This is a genomic window from Pseudoalteromonas sp. FUC4, from assembly GCF_008370255.1.
Classification (GTDB): domain Bacteria; phylum Pseudomonadota; class Gammaproteobacteria; order Enterobacterales; family Alteromonadaceae; genus Pseudoalteromonas.
This window is the reverse complement of sequence record NZ_SEUI01000002.1, coordinates 535,894-552,645: the sequence shown is the minus strand read 5'-3', so window position 1 is coordinate 552,645 and position 16,752 is coordinate 535,894. Positions and strand designations below refer to the sequence as shown.

General features: G+C 38.9%; 17 protein-coding genes. 11 read left to right on the top strand and 6 right to left on the bottom strand.

Annotation, left to right across the window (positions count from 1 at the left end; translation table 11 throughout):
- Nucleotides 1-21: 21 nt before the first annotated feature.
- Nucleotides 22-954, bottom strand: coding sequence for a 23S rRNA (adenine(1618)-N(6))-methyltransferase RlmF (gene rlmF, locus EU510_RS08465; RefSeq protein WP_149593110.1), 933 nt, complete (start codon nucleotides 952-954; stop codon nucleotides 22-24).
- A 128-nt stretch (nucleotides 955-1,082) separates the two neighbouring features.
- Between rlmF and EU510_RS08460 the strand changes: the two genes are divergently transcribed.
- Nucleotides 1,083-1,991, top strand: a complete 909-nt coding sequence (locus EU510_RS08460) for an alpha/beta fold hydrolase (protein ID WP_149593109.1) — start codon at nucleotides 1,083-1,085, stop codon at nucleotides 1,989-1,991.
- Here the strand turns inward: EU510_RS08460 and EU510_RS08455 are convergent.
- The 3 genes from EU510_RS08455 to EU510_RS08445 all read right to left on the bottom strand — a co-directional run bounded on the left by EU510_RS08455 (nucleotide 1,988) and on the right by EU510_RS08445 (nucleotide 6,735).
- Nucleotides 1,988-3,421: a tetratricopeptide repeat-containing sulfotransferase family protein gene (locus EU510_RS08455; RefSeq protein ID WP_149593108.1), complete on the bottom strand. Its 1,434-nt coding sequence runs from the start codon at nucleotides 3,419-3,421 to the stop codon at nucleotides 1,988-1,990. The two genes, EU510_RS08460 and EU510_RS08455, sit on opposite strands and share 4 nt — an antisense overlap.
- 250 nt (nucleotides 3,422-3,671) lie before the next feature.
- Nucleotides 3,672-6,254, bottom strand: a complete 2,583-nt coding sequence (locus EU510_RS08450; RefSeq protein ID WP_149593107.1) for a TonB-dependent receptor plug domain-containing protein — start codon at nucleotides 6,252-6,254, stop codon at nucleotides 3,672-3,674.
- 310 nt (nucleotides 6,255-6,564) lie between these two features.
- Complete coding sequence (locus tag EU510_RS08445) at nucleotides 6,565-6,735, bottom strand: oxidoreductase-like domain-containing protein (RefSeq protein ID WP_149593106.1); 171 nt, start codon at nucleotides 6,733-6,735, stop codon at nucleotides 6,565-6,567.
- A 112-nt stretch (nucleotides 6,736-6,847) separates the two neighbouring features.
- Here EU510_RS08445 and EU510_RS08440 point away from each other — a divergent pair, with 112 nt between their 5' ends.
- The gene (locus EU510_RS08440) at nucleotides 6,848-7,270 is read left to right on the top strand and encodes a hypothetical protein (protein ID WP_149593105.1); all 423 of its coding nucleotides are present in this window, start codon (nucleotides 6,848-6,850) and stop codon (nucleotides 7,268-7,270) included.
- An 87-nt stretch (nucleotides 7,271-7,357) separates the two neighbouring features.
- Complete coding sequence (locus tag EU510_RS08435; protein WP_101216124.1) at nucleotides 7,358-8,722, top strand: leucyl aminopeptidase family protein; 1,365 nt, start codon at nucleotides 7,358-7,360, stop codon at nucleotides 8,720-8,722.
- A gap of 39 nt (nucleotides 8,723-8,761) precedes the next feature.
- Here EU510_RS08435 and EU510_RS08430 read toward each other — a convergent pair whose 3' ends face one another.
- Nucleotides 8,762-9,148, bottom strand: a complete 387-nt coding sequence (locus tag EU510_RS08430) for a VOC family protein (RefSeq protein WP_149593104.1) — start codon at nucleotides 9,146-9,148, stop codon at nucleotides 8,762-8,764.
- A 70-nt stretch (nucleotides 9,149-9,218) separates the two neighbouring features.
- Nucleotides 9,219-10,298: a ketoacyl-ACP synthase III gene (locus EU510_RS08425; protein ID WP_149593103.1), complete on the bottom strand. Its 1,080-nt coding sequence runs from the start codon at nucleotides 10,296-10,298 to the stop codon at nucleotides 9,219-9,221.
- 153 nt (nucleotides 10,299-10,451) lie between these two features.
- Between EU510_RS08425 and EU510_RS08420 the strand changes: the two genes are divergently transcribed.
- The 8 genes from EU510_RS08420 (at nucleotide 10,452) to EU510_RS08385 (ending at nucleotide 16,734) form a co-directional block, all read left to right on the top strand.
- Nucleotides 10,452-11,759 (top strand): metal-dependent hydrolase family protein, encoded by a 1,308-nt coding sequence (locus tag EU510_RS08420; RefSeq protein ID WP_149593102.1) that lies wholly within the window; start codon nucleotides 10,452-10,454, stop codon nucleotides 11,757-11,759.
- An 8-nt stretch (nucleotides 11,760-11,767) separates the two neighbouring features.
- Nucleotides 11,768-12,172: a DUF4440 domain-containing protein gene (locus EU510_RS08415; protein ID WP_149593101.1), complete on the top strand. Its 405-nt coding sequence runs from the start codon at nucleotides 11,768-11,770 to the stop codon at nucleotides 12,170-12,172.
- A gap of 61 nt (nucleotides 12,173-12,233) precedes the next feature.
- Nucleotides 12,234-13,475: a sensor histidine kinase gene (locus EU510_RS08410; RefSeq protein ID WP_188085413.1), complete on the top strand. Its 1,242-nt coding sequence runs from the start codon at nucleotides 12,234-12,236 to the stop codon at nucleotides 13,473-13,475.
- Nucleotides 13,472-13,999, top strand: coding sequence for a response regulator transcription factor (locus EU510_RS08405; protein ID WP_149593099.1), 528 nt, complete (start codon nucleotides 13,472-13,474; stop codon nucleotides 13,997-13,999). The genes EU510_RS08410 and EU510_RS08405 overlap by 4 nt, the downstream gene beginning before the upstream one ends.
- Nucleotides 14,000-14,026: 27 nt before the next feature.
- A complete protein-coding gene (locus EU510_RS08400) occupies nucleotides 14,027-14,449 on the top strand; it encodes a thiol-disulfide oxidoreductase DCC family protein (RefSeq protein WP_149593098.1) in 423 nt (140 codons plus the stop codon).
- A gap of 102 nt (nucleotides 14,450-14,551) precedes the next feature.
- Nucleotides 14,552-14,830, top strand: a complete 279-nt coding sequence (locus EU510_RS08395) for a peptidylprolyl isomerase (RefSeq protein WP_002959014.1) — start codon at nucleotides 14,552-14,554, stop codon at nucleotides 14,828-14,830.
- Between the two features lie 351 nt (nucleotides 14,831-15,181).
- Entirely contained in the window at nucleotides 15,182-16,075 is an 894-nt protein-coding gene (locus EU510_RS08390; protein ID WP_149593097.1) for a hypothetical protein, read from the top strand.
- Between the two features lie 77 nt (nucleotides 16,076-16,152).
- A complete protein-coding gene (locus tag EU510_RS08385) occupies nucleotides 16,153-16,734 on the top strand; it encodes a DUF6988 family protein (RefSeq protein ID WP_149593096.1) in 582 nt (193 codons plus the stop codon).
- Nucleotides 16,735-16,752: the final 18 nt, after the last annotated feature.

The following is a 16,752-nucleotide window of genomic DNA, read 5'->3' as shown; positions in this document are numbered from 1 at the left end:
TTGTTTTTAATAAAATTGGTGCTAAGCCAGCTCGCTACAAATTTGTTCACGGGTTTCTTTATCAAAGTAGGTCCATGCAATAAAGCGGCTGATTTTTTGACCTTGTGCCATATCAACTATTTTATATTGTGCTATTGGGTGTGCTTTTAATACCTCTTCAAGGGCAGCAATGTTATCTTTTTTAGAGACTAACGATGTAAACCACAGTACTTGCTCTGCAAAGTCTTCGCTTTCTTTAATCATATTAGAGATAAACTGAACTTCACCACCTTCACACCACAACTCATTATTATGACCACCAAAATTAAGTGTGCTACTGGGTGTTTTTCCTAAGTTTTTCCATTTACGTTCACTGCCTTTACTTGCCTCTTCTTCACTTGCATGAAACGGAGGGTTACAGAGCGTTAAATGGTATAGATCTTTTTGATTTATAACGCCTTTAAAAATATGTGATGCGTTTTTTTGATGTTTTAGACTGATTTTTAAACCATTAAACTGGGCAATTTGCTTTGCTATTTTTACTGAGGCTGTATCAATATCAGTCCCAGTAAAATGCCATTTATACTCACTTGTACCAGTAAGCGGATAAACTAAGTTAGCGCCAGTGCCAATATCAAGCACTTTAATTTGCTTACCTAAAGGTATTTGTTGTTGGTTATCATCACTTAATAAGTCGGCTAAGTAATGAATATAGTCAACACGCCCAGGTATAGGTGGACATAAGTTATGTTCAGGTATATCCCAAAAATCAATATTATAATGTGCTTTTAAAAGAGCTTGATTAAGTGTTTTAACAGCCTTGTTATCACTAAAATCAATGCTTTTAGTCCCTGCAGGTGTGGTTATAACAAAGGGCTGTAGAGCAGGATGCTCTGTTGTTAATAAATCGAAGTCGTAACCATTATTATGTAGGTTACGAGGGTGTAATTTTGAACGTGCTTTATTTTCTTTCATGGCTTCATTTTAACAACAGATATAATGTAGTGATTGTAACAAATGCTGATGAGTAAAGTGCAGACATTTCCTTTGGTATATTTAATATTACTGGTAGGATGAGTTGAAAATAATAAAAAGGAATAACTGTGGCAATTTCTCAGCAATCAATAATTATTAATTTAGCTGTTCAACAAACACTTCATTTACGCCGTATTAGCAATGAAGATCAGCAAGGGCCTATTGTATTTTTTATGCATGGAGCAATAGAAAACGGTAAAATTTTTTACACCCATTCTAATAAAGGACTTGCCCCTTTTTTAGCTGAGCATGGATATAGATGTTATGTGGCTGATTTACGTGGCCGAGGTGATAGCAAGCCAATCATTTCGAGCAAGTCCGAATATGGACAAACAGAATCTATCCTAGAAGACATCCCTGCCTTTATTAAGCAAATAGAGTTGATTGAAGGCAAAAAGCCTGACTACTGGGTTGCTCACTCTTGGGGTGGGGTATTGATGAACAGCGCGTTTGCACGATTTCCAGAATATATTAGTGATGTAAAAGCGTGTGTGTATTTTGGCTCTAAGCGTTCTTTATTTAATAATCACCCTCAAAAATTATTACAAGCCAACTTAATTTGGTATTTTATGGCACCTTTACTTGCTAAAAAACATGGCTATTTAAATGCTAAAGGTTATAAGTGGGGTAGCGATAACGAAACTCAAAAGTCGCATTATCAAAGTATGCAGTGGGCTAAAAAGAAGCCATGGATAGATTCTGATGATAATTTTGATTATGCAAAAGCGCTAAACAACCTGCACTTACCGCCAACGCATCATATTGCTGCGGTAAAAGATAAAGCATTAGCGCAACCAATCGATATTCAAAAATTTATGGACGAATCAGGGCTAGGTATTCAGCAAATGCAAATTTACGGTCGTAAACACGGGAATAATTTTGATTACGACCATATTAATATGCTTACCCACCCAAGTGCGCGTGATGATCAATTTAAAGATTTACTTAATTGGTTTAAAGCACATCCGATTAATTAATTCCCATCAAGTAACTTTAAAAGAGGTGTTTTGTAACGCTCCCACTTAGCGATTGCGGCATTATTAATAGGTTGGCGAATAGCATGTTTACTCAAGGTGGTAACCGGTGTTTTTTGTTTATAAAACGCTAAGCAGCGCTCTTGAAAACTACAGTTTAAAAAGCCAAGTAACTGCGTTAGCTGCTCTTTTGGGTTACTCACTAAATCTTCGTAGCTGACATCATAAATTGGCATCGCTTTAAAAGACTGCCAATGGCTCATTAATTTTTCATATAACTTATGATAAAGCTTAAACTCAGGTAGTGAGCAAAAATAAGGCTCGTTTTCGGCAAAGTAATTGGTGAAAATAGAAAACGCGATAGCATTAAAATCACGACTTAAGTTTATAAATTTGGCATTTGGAAATAGGATATATATAAGTCCAAGCGACTGATAATTACTCGGCAGTTTATTTATTATAAAAGGTCTAATGGGCGATGTTGTTTTTAATGTTGTGATATACAGTTCGCGAGCTTTTTTGATTAAATCCGGCGTTAAATGCGCTAAACATTGCGGGTAAGCAACTCCCGTTTTTTGTTCGATAAAAGCAACTGCGTTATTACTAATACTGGTGCTCTCTCCTAGGCTCGAAAACTGACTATGGCTTGCCAACATTTGCTCCAGGAGGGTAGAACCACTTCGAGGCATGCCAATAATAAAGACAGGCGTGATATTACCTGTAAATGTTTTATCGGCAGCGGTAATAAATTCCTCGGTGTTGTATTTTATTATTTCATCGTAAAAAGGGATTAAATCTTTGGTGTTAAATTCACTTAATTTTTTTTGTAATTTATTCGCCAATATAAAATAATTAAATGCTTGCTCGGTATCCTCAAGTGCATCGTAGCTGTTTGCTAAAGCGTAGTAACACACCATTTTTAAACGTAAATTGCTCGTTTGAGTTAGTAAGTGGTGTAAATTACTTACATAGTTATGCTCTTTATTAAAGCGACCTAACTGTACAAGTTCAAATAAAATATAGGCTGTTACAGGGTATACCCCAATACTGAGCGCATGGGCAAAGGTTGTATGGGCTTTATCTAACTCGCCATGTGTTAAATAGTGCTGTGCTAAGTAGTAATGAGGCTCTGGGTTATGAATTGCTAATTTTTTTGCATATTCAAGTACCGTTAACGCATCGTTTGGCGAATTAACACCGTTAAATGCATCAGCAAGGGCATGTAATGGTTCAAGCATATGAGGCAAGCGCTCACAGGCTTTTTGGAGTAGGTATACGCCAGCGTCATAACGTTCTAGTCGTAAGGCAATTCTGCCTAAGCCAAATAAAGCTTCACCATTTTCAGGGTTACTATTTAATAGCGTTTTAAAATGAAACTCAGCTTCTTTGAGTTTATTTTGTTGCAGTAGTTGGTTGGCTTTATTAAGTAACATAGTTATACCAATTTTATTAAAAAAATAATCATTCTATCGCATTAAATAGCGTACTCACTGCGTTAAAAATTATTCATATAGAGCATCTATATATCATAGTTTTCGCCTTATTATTACGCTATTTTCTGAGCGCTATAATAGAACACTTATTCAATGCAATTGGTATTGTTCATTATTATTTTTATTAACTATAAAATTAAAAAGGCGAAATGTCTTTAACATTTCGCCTTTGGTTCTTCATGAAAATAGTTTAAAAAGTATATGTTGCTTTAGCGTAGTAAAAGCCACCATTAATACCAAATGGAGATGTTTCGTAGAACTGACCACCCCAGTTATTGTTAGGCGTATCAATTCTATCAGCAAAATCTAGCTTTTCAGCGTCTTGGTCAAATATGTTTTGAGCGCCTACAGAGAAGCTAACTGATTCATTTAAGAAGTAAGTTACTTCAGCATCAATAGTAACTGCAGCATCGGCTGTTTTAGCTGTTGCATCATAGTCAACGTGAACACCTTGGTATTCGCCGTAGTAGTTTGCACGAGCAAATGCAGAAACTGATTCCCACTGTTGAGACAATGTGAACGTTGCACGATGGTTAGGTAAATCTTCTTCTAAGCGTTTAACTTTAAACGCACCTGTAATCTCACTAAATTGAGTTACTTCAGTATCATTCCAGTTATAAGCAAGGCTAAATGTAGAGCTACCGCCCATTAGTTCAGCAGTATAGTTTGCAACTAAATCGATACCTTGAGTTGTTGTATCAAAGTCATTTGTAAAAAAGCTTACCTGAGCAAGACCTTGTACGTTAGGCACGCCAGCAGCTGTAAGTGTATCTTTATCTGCTTGGCTTAAGTTGATTTTATCTGATTGGCTAATACGGTCATCAACTTGAATATTGTAGTAATCAAGCGTTAAAAATAACTCGCCGATAGTGTATACAGCACCAAGTGTATAACTTTGTGATTCTTCCGGCTCAAGCTCTGTACCACCTAATTGCACTGCAATTGGGTTTGTTGGTGGAAGAAGCGCTGAATCTTGTAATACACCGCTGTCTAAGCTTGTTTGTACGTTACTTACGTTAGCTTGACCAACGGTAGGTGCACGGAAACCGCTACTTACAGAGCCACGAATATTTAAATCTTCAGTTAAATGGTATTGAGCCATTACTTTGTAGTTAGTTGTAGTACCAAAGCTGTCGTAGTCTTCAAATCGAAGTGCTACGCCCATTAAAAAGTCTTCAGTAAACGGTGCTTCAACATCAACATACGCTGCATAGTTACGACGAGAAAACTCACCGGCTTGTGATGGTTTAAAACCAGGGAAGCCGTTAGACCCAATACCAAAACCTTGCTCTGTTAAAGGGCCTGCTGTGTAAGATTCTTCATCACCAGAGATAATAGTGAATGTTTCTTCATGCCACTCAAAACCACCGGCAATATTTACATCATAAGCTAAACCAAAGTCGACACCTTTTGATAAATCAAAGTTAAAGTTTTTCTCTAGCTGTTCATATTTACCTGGGCTAAAGTCACGTGGCGTATCTGCACCTAAAGAGGCATTAACCGTGTCGTAAATAAAGTAACGTGATTCATTTAAACCCACAGTACCGCTTAAGTCATAGTAAGTATCTTTTAAGAACCCACCAGTGAATCGACCTTTAGTACCAATAGTTAAAGAAGTATCAGTAATGTTGCCGCCAAAGTTAGGTGTAAAGCCACCTGGAAGCATCTCGTTAAAGGCAAAACAATCAGGGTTGTTTGCTACACCATTTATGTAAGCAGGATCATCTAGTACATTGCCGTCTGTTATTGTGATAGTTGGACAGTTAGCACTCATATCAGGTGTTGTGTCGGCAACAAGTAGTGTTTCGCCACCATCATTTGAGTAAACACCTGAACGTGTTTGCGGGTTACGGTAATAAAAACCGCCACGTACATCACGTTCAGAATAGTTACCAAACATGTAAAATTCAGAGTCGTTTGTTAGCTCTAAACCCACATTACCAAAAATAGTAATATCGTCATCTACTTCTGGTGCACCCCATACTTGTGCAAGAGAAGATACATCAGGAACACCGGCAGCTGAAAGTGCAGCAGCATCGGCACGTTGAACTGAACGGCTTGTTGCATCAGCTGTTTTGTATTGAAAGCTTAAGTTAGCAAAGCCATTGTCGGTAAATGGTAAACCGACGTTACCCGACACTTGTGTTGTATCGCCGTCGCCTTCATAAAATTGACCATGGCGGATTTCTAATTTACCACCCTCTGAAGCGTCTTTTAGTTGGAAGTTCATTACACCGGCGATTGCATCAGAACCATATTGCGCAGCCGCGCCATCACGAAGTACTTCTACTTGTTTAATCGCAATACTTGGAATAACTGAAATATCTGCGCCTTGTGCGCCATCGTTAATACCACCGCCTAAAAATGCAATTACAGAAGCACGGTGACGACGTTTGCCGTTTAAAAGAACCAATGTGCTGTCTGATGGTAAACCACGTAAGTTAGCTGGGCGAACAAGAGAGGCCGCATCACTAATAGGGTTTTGGTGTACGTTAAAAGATGGCACGGCACCTTTTAAAAGCTCAAGCATGTCAGTGTTGCCTGACTTTTCAAGCTCTTCGCCGCCAATAATGTCGATTGGAACAGGTGAATCACCAATTGAACGAGGAGCTGAGCGCGTACCAACTACGGCAATTTTCTCTACGTTTTTGTTTACTTTAGTTTGTTGTTGCTCGTCTGCTGCAATAGCAGAACCTGAAAAAAACAACCCTGCAGTGGTTGTAGCTAAAGCAAATTTGATTGCTTGGTTTAGCGAATTATTTTTTAATTTCATTCTAATTTTCCCCAGTTAGAATAATTCTTATTTTTGATGCTAATTTCACATCATTTATTTTTCACTTAATTTTTTGTTTCACATAAGTTTGAGGTTTTAGCTCAAAAGCCTAATCAATTAAGCTTACTTTTTGTGAAGTCCTATCTACAGACTATAGATAAAAAACAGGAAGGGCAATTACTAATTAACCGTTTGATAACAAAAAGATTCAATTTAAGAAAAAATGCAACAGTGGTGCAAAGTAAAACTAAAATGAACTAAATAAGTGCAAATAAGGCTTTTAAAGGGAATATTAATGCGCTAATTGCATTTAAATGTTACTTATTTGTTTCTTTTTTGGTGGGGTTTCAATGTTTTGTGTGTTCCGCCAAGCTGCTAATTTTTCTTTGTATTCATCCCATACGCAGGGACAGCAACTGCCACCACCGCAACATTCATCAGATTTTGGTTTTTCAGGTTTTTGCGGTAATTGATTTGTCATATTCTGCATTATTGTATGTATTTAATACTAATTTGGTGCAAAGGGTAAGTTAAAGGGTGTTGTAAGTAAATTATTCTTTGTGAACCTGTGCCGCTGTGTGAAAATAAAAGTTATGCGATTATATAAAGTTATTCACCGTGCACCTTGGCGGGTAGTTAAAATTAGTAAAAAACGCCAACAGCTGCGTTTTCGCCGTGCTATGGTGGCGCTTAAAATCGCACTCGCCCAAGAGAAACAAGAAACCAAAGAAATGCTCTCTATTTATAGGCGCTACACGCAAGGCCAAACAAGTAAAGAAGAGTTAAAACGCGCAAATGAGCAATTTGTTGATATTTTAAAAGGGTTAGGGCTTGGTGTATTTGCTGTATTACCTTTTGCCCCGCTTACAATTCCTTTAGTTGTTAAATTAGGAAGTTTGGTGGGAGTTGATGTACTGCCAAGTTCTTTTAATATAAACAAATCTATTAAAGAACTTGATGCTAAAATAGATCAAGAAAATCAAAAGCAAGAATCTAAAAGTAGCTTAAAAAAGTAGCTAAATCCCCTTCAAATTAGCGATACCTTTTAGGTGCGCTTATTGATATGCTCTTAAGTACCATTTTTATATTATATGAGCTTTTTAATGAGTGCATTACTACGTCATACATCTTCTGGTATTCCTTTATCTTTTATTTTTAAAAACGAATTATCTGACTGGCACGCACAGCAGCCTGCATTTATACAAAATTGGTTAACTAATACAGGTTTTGAAAAGCAAGGTATTGCTTTAATCCCTGATGCTAAAACAGGCGAGTTAAGCCAGGTATTTTGTTTAATGCAAAGCAGCGACGATTTTTGGGCTGCGGGTAATTTAGCAAACACACTGCCTACTGGTACTTATCAAATTCAAGGCGACAGCGCTTTTGTAGAGCAAGTTGCTTTAGGGTTTGTACTTGGTGGTTACGAATTTAGTGAATATAAAGAAAAACCAACAGCAAAAGCGCAATTAGCCATTAGCGATAAAGCGTTATATGAACGCATTAGCCAACAAGCTGATGCCATTACACTTGCACGTGATTTAGTTAATACTCCAGCGGTAGATATGATGCCGCAACATTTATCACAAGTAATGGAAGATTTAGCTGCAACTTACAATGGCGAATTTTCACAATGGATTGGCGATGAATTATTAGAGCAAAACTACCCGACTATTCACATGGTGGGTCGTGCAAGCGAAAATAAACCGCGTTTACTTGATTTAAAATGGGGCGCGACAGATGCTCCATTAATTACACTAGTCGGTAAGGGCGTATGTTTTGACTCAGGCGGGCTTGATTTAAAACCAAGCTCTGGCATGCGTAACATGAAAAAAGACATGGGCGGTGCCGCGCATGTAATTGCACTAGCGCAGCTTATTATGGCAGCTAACTTACCAATTAGACTACGTGTACTTGTACCCGCTGTTGAAAATGCGGTATCGCGAAATGCATTTCGCCCTGGCGATGTTGTTAAAACACGCAAAGGCATTATGGTCGAAATTGATAATACAGACGCAGAAGGGCGCTTAGTATTGTGTGATGCACTAAGCGAAGCACAAAACGATAACCCTGAGCTAATTATTGATTTTGCTACCCTTACGGGCGCATGTCGTGTTGCATTGGGCACTGAGCTTCCGGGCTTTTTCTCAACAGAGCGCGATGTAGCAAATGGTATTATTGATGCAGGAATGGACGTAAGCGATCCGGTTTGGCAATTGCCTTTATTTGATCAGTACAAAAGCTTCTTAAAGAGCGATGTAGCTGATATGGCAAACTGTGCAAGTACACCATTTGGTGGTGCTATTACTGCAGCGCTTTACTTAAAAGAATTTGTTGAACCAACAACACCGTGGGTACATTTTGATGTAATGGCGTGGAACTTACGTGCATTACCAGGTCGTCCAACGGGTGGTGAAGCATTAGGTATTCGTGCTGTATTTAACTACTTACAGAATCGTTTTAATAAATAAGTTTTTGATTCAATAGTAAGAACTTGAGCTTTATGAGTTTTAAACCTCATAAAGCTCAAGTGGCAAATTATCTGGATCGGCAAAAAAGGTAAACTTTTTGCCGGTTATTTCATCCACTCTAATATCCTCAACGTTTACATCGCACGACTCTAAATACGTTTTTGCAATCTGTACATCCGCTACTTTAAAAGCTAAATGTCTTAAGCCTTGTGCTTCGGGATAGCTGGGTCTTGCGGGCGCTCTATCAAACGAAAATAGCTCTATTTGACTACCATCGGGCATGGCTAAATCTAATTTATATGAATTGCGCTCAGCTCTAAAGTGCTCATTAATAACGTCAAGTTTAAGTACATTGCTATAAAAGTGTTTAGAACGTGCATAGTCACTACAAATAATCGCAGCGTGATGAATACCTAAAAGTTTCAAGTTTAATTCCTTAAAAAGCAAAAACGCACTTAAATAAGTGCGTTTTAAATGTGGCTTATTACATGTTGTGTTAGCTTTGCTCGGCTTCTTTACATGCTTGAACCGCTGGTGCTACAAGCTCTAAACCAGTTTTATCACATGGCGGTAAAGCGGCATCACTTACACTAATAGGCGTTACACGTTCGCCCCATTTTATGTAACTTGCAGCCCACGTAAGACCTGCACCAAATGCAGCAGACATAATATTTGAATGCGGTTTAATTAATCCTTGCTCAACCGCTTCACATAACGCAATAGCAATAGTCGCAGCAGAGGTATTACCATACTCACCAATGTTAACCATTACTTTTTCGTCAGGTACTTTTAAGCGATGCTGAATAGCCTGAATAATACGTAAGTTAGCTTGGTGTGGAACGAGTACATTAATGTCGTCAAGGCTCAAATCAGCTTGCTTAAGTACGTCGTCGCAGGCTTCACTCATACCTTTTACAGCACGTTTAAAAATTTCACGGCCTTCAAATAATAAATCAGAAGGGCCAATTGGCTCATACTTATTTAAATCGCTACCAAAGTTGGTGATGTGTAAAATATCGCGGTCTTCGCTGTCGCAACCGGTTTTGGTACCAAGTAGACCAGCTGGTGTATCGGCAGCTTCAAGTACTACTGCACCTGCGCCATCGCCAAATAAAACAGCGCTGTCGCGACGTGCCCAGTTTATGTACCAGGTCATACGTTCAGCGGCAATGACCACTGCTTTTTTAATCATACCCGCTTGAATTTGTGCTGTAGCAGCTTGCAACGCATATAAAAAGCCCGAACATGCCGCGTTTGTATCCATTGCGGCAGCGCCTGTTGCACCAATATTTTTTTGCACTTGTGAGGCGGTATTTGCCACAACAGTAGAAGGTGTACAGGTTGCTAATATCACTAAATCAATATCTTTAGGATCAACGCCTGCGCACGCAATAGCTTGCTTAGCAGCAACAGTTGCCAGCTCGGCGGTACTTACATGGCTCACTCGGCGAGATTTAATGCCAGTACGCGTGGTTATCCACTCGTCGGTGGTATCAACTATTTCACTAATTTCATCGTTGCTAATGCTTGCTGGTGGAATGCATTTACCCCAACCAGTGATATGTGCGTAAGGCATAGTATGTTCTCTTAAGGTGGTCTGACATGTATTACTAATGGGTGAGTTATACCAAAAAACGGCTTTCAAGACTAGTTTATAGCATGCTTTGTGTCGTAAATATTCGCAATTACAGGTTATTTAAGGTAATGCTAGTATAAAAAAGGAGCAAGTATGAAAACAACACTAATATCAACATTCACTGCAATAACACTGGCATTAATAGCAAATGGGGCTTTTGCTCAACAGCATAAAATTATTTATGCGGGCAGTTTACTTGCATTCGAAGATCAAAAAGTAAAAACAGAGCAAACGTTAGTCATAACAGATAATACAATAACAGCTATTAAAAACGGCTACCTCACAAAAGCAGAACTTAACCTACCTGATGCCGATATTATCAATCTTAAAAATCAATTTGTAATGCCTGGTCTTATTGATATGCATGTTCACGTTACGTTTGAGCGAGATGCAAAAGCAAACCCTCACCGCTGGGCTACAGAATATGATGCGGATTATGCTTTGCGTTCAATTAAATATTTACAACGTACGCTCGATGCAGGTTTTACATCAGTGCGAGATTTAGGTAGCGATCATAAAGTAATATTTCCGCTAAAGCGCGCTATTGAGCGAAATGATATTAACGGCCCTCGCATTTTTGCAGCGGGTAATACAATATCGCCTACTGGTGGGCACGCAGATATGCACGGATATCGAAAAGATATTACAGATGCGGTTACAGGCGGGATTGGTATTTGTAATGGCGCGGATGATTGTAGCCGTGCGGTACGCGAGGTAATTAAAAGTGGTGCTGATGTAATTAAAATTACTGCCACGGGTGGAGTACTAAGTAATACCGCTGCTGGGGTTAATCAGCAACTTACAGATGCAGAGCTGATTGCAATTGTTGATACTGCTCACCACTTAGGACGAAAAGTTACAGCGCATGCACACGGTACACAAGGTATAAAAGCAGCCTTAAAAGCCGGTGTAGATTCTATTGAGCATGGCTCTTATTTAGATAAAGAGGCAATAAAGTTATTTAAAAAAACGGGAGCTTATTTAGTACCGACGCTTTTAGCGGGTGCAACGGTAAGTGAAGAGGTTCTTACAAATCCAAATATGCCACCGGCAATAGCCGACAAAGTGCGCGAAGTAACTCCAAAAATGCAGGCTTCGTTTAAACTTGCACTGAAAAACAAGGTTAATATAGCTTTTGGAACAGACTCTGGGGTGTCGCGTCATGGGTTCAATGCTAACGAATTTAGTTTAATGGTAAACAATGGTATGAGCGAAGCCCAAGCTATTAAATCAGCAACCATACATGCAGCTAAACTGCTGGGACAAAGCGCACTCATTGGCGACTTGAGTGTTGGTAAACAAGCAGATATTATCAGTATGAATGGCTCACCGCTTAAAAATATCGACGTACTGAAAAACGTGCAATTTGTTATGAAAGCCGGGCAAGTTTATAAACAATAGGGAAGGTTATGAGCAGCAAAATAAAAGTGTCGTTGTTTAATCATTTGATTGACGCTGAGCGCCAGTTACTAGACCCAGAAGTTCGCCAATCTGAGCGCGCATTAGATGCTTTACTTGATGATGAATTTATCGAAATTGCTGCCAATGGCACTACATTTAATAAATACCAAGTACTTACCCGCTTACCTACTGAGGTAGTGCCACAGTTTTATAATCAGCATTTTAAGGGCCGAATGCTAAGTGATGACGTAGTGCAACTTAGTTATCAAGCAGCTTATAGGCGCTCTGCTCGCGCTGAGTTTAATTATTCATTGCGTATGTCGCTTTGGCGTAAGCAAGGTGAGCAATGGCAAATGGTGTTTCACCAAGGAACGCCTTGTGCACCTTTTTCAATTTCGATGGATGATGATTAAAAATCACATAACCGTTAAAATAACCATATTAAATATTTGATTGGGCAATTATCTCTTGTTAATGCGTACCGACCCCACCATTAGTCGACTATTAATGCTGCGAAGTGGCGCTATTGCCGTGCAATTAATTGCGGTGCTTAGCGTTTATTTTTTATTAGAACATCAAATTGCATTACTGCCTTTACTTATTGTTATTGCCGTTGAGGCTGTGTTTCAGCTTATTAGCCTGTTTGCCTATCGTAATGTGAGCCGTGCTAAACCTTTGGGTATGTTGATGCAGTTAACTGCAGATGTATTATTTTTAACTGTTTTGCTTTCGCTAAGCGGTGGTGCAACCAATGCATTTGTATCACTGTTATTGCTCCCGATAATGATCGCTGCTGTTACGCTGCGAGCAAAAGGATTAGCTTATATTGCAGTACTAGCGATAGCTGCATACAGTTTTCTGCTGATAAAGATGCCCGATCACAATATGCATCAAATGAATATGAGTGGTCACTTTATTGGCATGTGGGTCAATTTTGTTTTAAGTGCTAGCGTAATTGCACTTGTTATTGGCGCAATGAGCAGGGCACTTAAAGAACGAGAGCGAATTATTGCAAACGTGCGTGAAAAACAATTGCGTAATGAACAGCTTGTTACCCTTGATGGGGCCGCAGCACAAATAACCCATCAACTAGCGACCCCAATTGCAAATTTACAGCTATTGTTTGAAGAGTTATTAGAAGAGCAACCAAACAACCCCATTGTTAAGCACATGCAAGCGCCGCTTACTCAGTGTAGTACGCAACTTAATGACTTTAGAAAGCTCTCAGAGCAATTACGCCTTAAAAATTCGCAAGAGCATACCACCGTAAAGCAACTGCAGACGCAAATTACAGATACGCTTTTACTACAACACCCTGATCAGCACATTAACTGGATTACGCCACCAATTGCGGCAACGCTATTGAGTGATGCCATGTTATTGCCCGCTATTTTAAATTTATTGCAAAATGCCGCGCTTGCTAATCAAAAACAAGGCCAAACTCAATTAGAGCTGAGTTGGCAGCAAGATAACTTACATAGCGAATGCGTTTACTTGTTAATTCGCGATTTTGGCTGTGGCTTTTCGTCATCGCAATTAGCAGAGCTGGGCGGGCAACTTATGCCAAGCGATCAAGGAATGGGGCTTGCTGTGCTTTTATCAAACGTTACTTTTGAGCGTTTAAATGGCTCACTTACCTTGTTTAACCATGCAGATGGCGGCGCTGTCGCCAAAGTTAAACTCGCTATTGTAAACACTAAGAATAACGCCTTATGAAGTTACTTATAATTGAAGACGACATAAATTTAGCCAGCACACTGGCAAGGCGCTTAACTAAACAAGGCTTTATCTGCGAGGTGGCGCATAATCAAAGTGATGCGTTACTTACCGCGCGTAAACTATTGCCCGACTTTATTTTATTAGACATGAAACTAGGTGATGACAACGGGCTTGCACTCATAAAGCCGCTGCGTAGTTTGCTCCCCCAAGCTCATATTGTCTTACTAACTGGATTTGCAAGTATAGCAACCGCAGTAGAGGCAATGCGTTTAGGCGCAAATGACTACCTTACCAAGCCGGTTGATATGGCAACATTATTAAAAGCGCTTAACACCGAGCCTGTGGCATCGGCATCGAGTGTTATTGATGATGCGGTTATGTCGCCGGAGCGTTTAGAGTGGGAGCATATTCAACAAGTATTACACAGTAATAATGGCAATGTGTCGGTTACCGCAAGGCAACTTAATATGCACAGACGTACTTTGCAGCGCAAGTTACAAAAAAAGCCGGTGCAGCAGTAATTTAATACTTAATTTAAGGAAAGTGTTGTGAGCAATGATGCAGTGACAATAATGCAAAATCAAAAAATTATATTGTTTGATGCGCAATGTAAGTTATGCAGCGCGTGGTGTAACTTTATTATTGCTCACGACACTAATACCATTTTTAAATTATGCAGCGTGCAATCTCCAAAAGGGGAGCTGTTGTTAACGCATTTTGGTTTTTCAACAATTGAATATGCCTCAATGGTTTACCTAGAAAACGGTAAAGCATTTACACAAAGCCATGCTTTTTTTAATGTTGTTAAGCAGCTAGGTTACCCATACAAGCTAGCAAACGTATTTAGTATTTTGCCAAATAGGTTTAATAATTGGCTATACGATAAGATTGCTTTAAACCGCTATACCTTATTTGGCAAATATCAGTATTGCAGAATTCCCAACCCAGAGGATGCCAAACATTATTTATAAATTAGGCGTTAATACACTGCAGTATAAGTAGATGCTAGGTTTATGAGGTTGTGTTAAAATCGCCGCGTTTAATTTTAGCTAACGGTATAAAAGGCTTTTTTCATGGCAAACACAGCACATGCACTTCACATTTTGGTAAAGCACAAAGAAATTGCAGAAGATATTATTAAGCAATTAGGTAAAGGTGCAAAGTTTCAAACCTTAGCTAAAAAGTATTCGTCATGCCCATCGGGTAAAAAAGGCGGTGACTTAGGTGAATTTAGACGCGGCCAAATGGTCCCTCAGTTTGATAAAATTGCATTTAAAGGCGCAATTTTAGAACCCCACCTAGTTAAAACAAAATTCGGCTGGCATGTAATTAAAGTACTTTACCGTACTTAATTTACTTAAGCAGTTTGGCAATTGACGCGTCTTAGCAAGCGTCCATTTCATCACCTATCCTAAACTTTACACTTTGACGAACTAAGAATTAGGATGGGTGTCATCTTAATTTCCTCGTTCCTTAATAAAATAACCGTATAAATAAACAGCTCTTGTTGTTTTTTCTAATATTACTGATCTCCACCATTACGGTGTATTTTTGCACTAACTTAAAAATTCTTGGAGTTAACTAGTTGTTTACAAGTGTTTATTTGATGGCTAAGATAAATACATTGTAATATATGGACATTTGTCGGTTTATAAAACGACAAATGTTGTAGACAAAATTGTTAAGGCACTAAAGGAGTATGGATGTCACTTTTAAGAGAAATTCAAGATGCGGCTATTGATTCTAAAACTGATTTAGCTAGTTTACTTCGGAAGTGTAAAGTCCTATCTGCCCGCCTAGGAAGTCAGGAGTTTAAAGCTTGGGTGGATGCTGAATTAAGCGGCTACAGAGATGCCGATTGCTTACCTGAATATAGAATTATACATGTCACTTCAAAAGGGCATTTTTCAGGTGCATTTGGTTCAGGGTTAAACAATGCTGATATACCATTGATGTGCATACCAGAAAATTTTCGTGAAAGTATGTCACGCTCTAACATGATGGAACCAGTTGCTGGGATGGAAGCTTTAGTTTCAAAGTGCGAAGGAGGCACTGCGCAAGAGCCATGGAATCCAGACTTTGTAGCATTAGTCGGCCAAAAAATTTATGAGCGAATGAACTGCATGCAAGCGTGGAAGGTGATTCCGATTACATCAGTAATTGCAGCACTTGATGAAATAAGAAATAGGATATTAAACTTCGTATTAGAAATTGAAGCTCAAGACCCTGAGGCTGGTGAGGCTGCGCTGAACTCTTCTCCAGTACCACCAGAAAAAGTAAATCAAATATTTAATACCTATATATCGGGCAGTGTTCAGAATGTTGCTACTGGTAGTCATAGCTTTGAGCAGCATGCAACAAACAACGATACAAATGCAAAATTATTCTCTCAGCTATTAGAGGCATTGCAGTCCGTTAATCAGCCAGAGATTACAGTGCCTCTATGTAATAATATCGAAGAAATGCGCTCTAGTCAGGGCACTCAAAGCTTTAAAGAACACTATCAGCATTTTATGTCTTTGCTATCAAATCACATGACAGTTTTGGGTCCCGTCGTGGCACCATTTCTTCCGGCTTTAGCGGCAATCGTGCCTTAACAAACAGCTGCAGCGGATCAATTTTCGCTGCGCTCAAATTGCCCGCTGAGCTGGGCATTATAAGCCTTAAGGGTTCCATGAAATCTGACACTGATGAAGCATATCAATTATCTATAGATATAAATACGATCCACGAAGGTTTAGAAATACCTAGTGATGATAAGATTTTTATTCCTTCGCTATTTCACTCAACTGTAATAGAACATCATCGGAGTATCATTTTACTCATAAAACGTAACTTGTTTAGCTCTGCTTGTACTTTAATGAGGCCGCTTTTTGAAGCTTATGTGAAAGGGTTATGGTTTTCGCATTGTGCAGAGGAGAAAGACTTTAATGCTCTACGAAAAGATAAGTTTCAAAAAACGTTTGGTGCAATGATCAAAGATATTGATGAAAAAAAAGGAAGTAAGTTATCTGTACCTAAGGGACATTATTGGAACACATTAAATAGTTTTACTCATTCAGGCGCAGCTCTATTAAGCAGAAAGTACAATGAAGACTCAATCACTAATAGTCATGATGATGAACTATTAAAGAATTTATTAGATTTTTCTTCAAATTACGCTTTATTATCAGGCTGTGAAATAAGTATGTGTTCAGGTAATAAGGTAGCTATCCAAGCTTCCTTAGACTTGGCAGCCTTGAAACACGGCTTATAACAACACGCCCTGAGGTGG